At 44.4% G+C, this 2,977-nt stretch carries 1 protein-coding gene and 1 pseudogene; both read right to left on the bottom strand.

From position 1 onward, the window contains the following. Positions 1–1,752 (bottom strand): ShlB/FhaC/HecB family hemolysin secretion/activation protein (locus tag IQ229_RS21490; RefSeq protein WP_194047206.1); only part of this gene is annotated, 1,752 nt, incomplete at its 3' end. Beyond that, positions 1,742–2,977: pseudogene (locus IQ229_RS21485) on the bottom strand (hypothetical protein); the annotation flags it as partial. The pseudogene IQ229_RS21485 and the gene IQ229_RS21490, both read right to left, overlap by 11 nt.

The following is a 2,977-nucleotide window of genomic DNA, read 5'->3' as shown; positions in this document are numbered from 1 at the left end:
ACCCCACTCAACACCAGCATTAAAGTTATTGCCCTGTAACCAACGCAAACCCAAACCAACAGAAGCTAGAGTGTTAGTATTAATATTATTTTCATCTATACTCGACGAATTATTCCAAGCAGTGCCAACGTCAACAAACGGGGTAACTTGCATAACTCCATCCCATTGTGGTATGCGCACAATTGGTAGCCGTAACTCAACAGAAGCAAGAGCGCCATTATTTGCTAACAGCAAATCTTGACGATAGCCCCGTATACTACTTATACCACCTAGACCAAATTGTTCTGAAGCCAAAAGCGTTGTAGAAGCTAGTTGTACATCGCCACGAATTAACAACAAAGTATCAGGAGCTAACAGACGTACCCATTGTGCCTGTCCTCGCCAAGCGAAAAAGCGGCTGTCAGGTTCGGTATTGTTGATTGTGGCATTAAATGCACCAGTTCCCAGACTAAATTGAGAACGAGCCGCAATTACTTCTTGGCTATTACGAAAAGTCCATTCTTGAAAAAATCGTAACGCAGAAACACTCGTGTTTCCTTCTGCATCAGCCCCCGGTGAAAGTAGAGAAAGGGGAGCATCCTCTTGTTCTAGCACAGAGGAGGAAATATCAGTCTCTCTGCGAGAAGCCGTGACTCCTAGAGCGAATTCTTGGTTAGGAGTTTGCACTAGCGGCTGGCGGAATGTGAGTTCGTAATATTGGGAAGCTGATTCAATCTCTAGTTTATTAAAAGGACGTTCAATAATATCGGCTGATGTATTGCCATAGCTGAAGGTGAGAGTGCCATTGTGGGGATTGAGAGGCAAGCTGTAGCTGGCATCTAGGGTATTACTACCGTCAGTATTACTGTATGCTAACGAGATACTATCTCCAAATCCTAGTAAGTTGGCTTCGTTAACTTGCAGTTGCCGTCGGAAGCTACCAACACTAGGGGAACGACCATTGTCAAATACTGTTTCTACATTAAATGTATCCGCCTCTGTTACTTTGATAGCCAACAAATTAGAGCCAGGACGTGAGCCAGTAGATAATTCAGCAGACAAGTTTTGAATTAAAGGATTGAGTTGCAATAATTGCAGGGATTCTAGTAGGCGTTTTTGATTTAAAGGAGTGGATGCCCCTAAAGCTATACGGCTACGGATATAATTTGGGTTGAGTCGCCTAGTTCCAGTTATCTGGATATCCTCTAATTTACCTTCAATTACTTGAATTTGAACAACGCCATCAGTAAGAGTTTGTTCAGTAATATAAGCTCCAGAAGTAACGTACCCCTCTTGAATATAAAGTTCAGTAATTTTAGAACGAATTTCTAATAAGTCTGTAAATGTAATTGGTCGATTTGTAAAACACTCGGTTTTCTGCCTCAACCTGTATGTCAGGTTTTTTTGACTGCATTCTAGTATTTGATTAAATTTTTCTTGGCTGAATACTGTACTGCCAATAACTTCAAATTGTTTAACGGTAAAGGTTTGTGATGTTTCAGGGAGTGGTTCATCTGGTATGGGAACTAGTTGATTAGGTTGGAATAGTTCGGATGGAGGAGGCAGTTGCGATGGTGGAGAGGGTGTTGATGGTGTTCTGGGCGAAGGTGGTTGGACATCCTGCGGTGGTGGGAGTTGGGGGAGCGAGGGAGAATTGTTTTGGAGTAATTGTACGCGATTGACTGTCTGCGCCTTACTGGGTGTAGTTGCTAGGCTACTGAGTAATATAAGCAAGCAGGATGCTGCAAAAATTGGAGTAATTTTAGCTACCATGACATTGAATTGGGTTATGTCTGGAAGTATGAGGAGTAGCGTTAGATGAATTAGCAGTGAGGACTATTTGTCCTTTGGCGTTTAGCACTGCACCTGTGGCTTCAACAATGCGTTTGGGAGTGGAGGTTGTTGATTTATTAGTAACAAGTGGTATGAAACGGTTGTTATTGCTGGGTTTCAAAGACACCCAATCTATTTGGGTTGCATCAGGAGTGAGAATGTCTTTGGGGTTGGCTGGTAAACCGCCGCGTCCAGTTATCACAAATCGGTTTTGGGCATAACCAGGACTGTAACAACCTTGGGCTACCTGGGTGTCAACTGGTACTGTTGGCAACTCAACCAAGCCACTGTTGGGGTCAATACCAGGTGTGTTGAGTTCTACAGTGCCTTGTGTACCAAATCTTGAACTAGCAGTAATGTCGCTTAAGAGAGTTTCACTTTCACGAAACTGAATACCATAAATGCCATTCGCTTTGATATTTACCCTGCCACCTGTACCTGTGTAAGCATCAGCAGTGATGTCGCTGTTTTCGTTGGGGACAGCGACAATGAAGCCGGATGAGGCATCAATATTAATGTTGCCACCATTACCACCAGTTTCTGCTCTGCCTGCGGTGGTGGAAATTTGGGCGCCACGACGCAGAAGCAGTAAATCAGTTTGTAAGTTGATGTCGCCACCATTACCCGATGCAGATTGGGCGTTGAGTCTACCACCGTTGTCTAAGGTAACTCTAGGTGAGATGACGATAATATCTCCAGCAGTACCCGTCGAACTTTGGGAGTTAACAAACAAGCCACTGTTAAAGTTAGAACTCTTGCCAGAAATGGTGAAAAAATCAGCAGCATTAACTTTAATGGTGCCTGCATTCGCTTGTCCACGGGTTTCGGCAGTAAGTCGAGCGCCATCACGTAACCAGAAGGAACCAGAATTGATAGTAATGTTGCCCCCATTGCCAACTGTCCCAGTTTCCACCAAGGTGCGAATCCCACTGGCAAAATCCTCTTTCACACCAGCAATATCAACAATACCTGTAACATTCACATTCACATTCCCCGCATTCCCCTCTCCACGGGTTTCGGCAGTAAGTCGAGCGCCATCACGTAACCAGAAGGAACCAGAATCGATAGTAATGTTGCCCGCATCCCCCTCTCCACGGGTTTCAGCAGTAAGTCGAGCGCCATCACTTAGAGAGAATGAACCAGAATCGATAGTAATGTTGCCCCC

This window comes from Nostoc cf. edaphicum LEGE 07299, from assembly GCF_015207245.1.
GTDB classification, from domain to species: Bacteria; Cyanobacteriota; Cyanobacteriia; order Cyanobacteriales; family Nostocaceae; genus Nostoc; species Nostoc edaphicum_B.
Note: the sequence above shows the minus strand (reverse complement) of the source record. Positions and strands in the feature narration are given on the sequence as shown.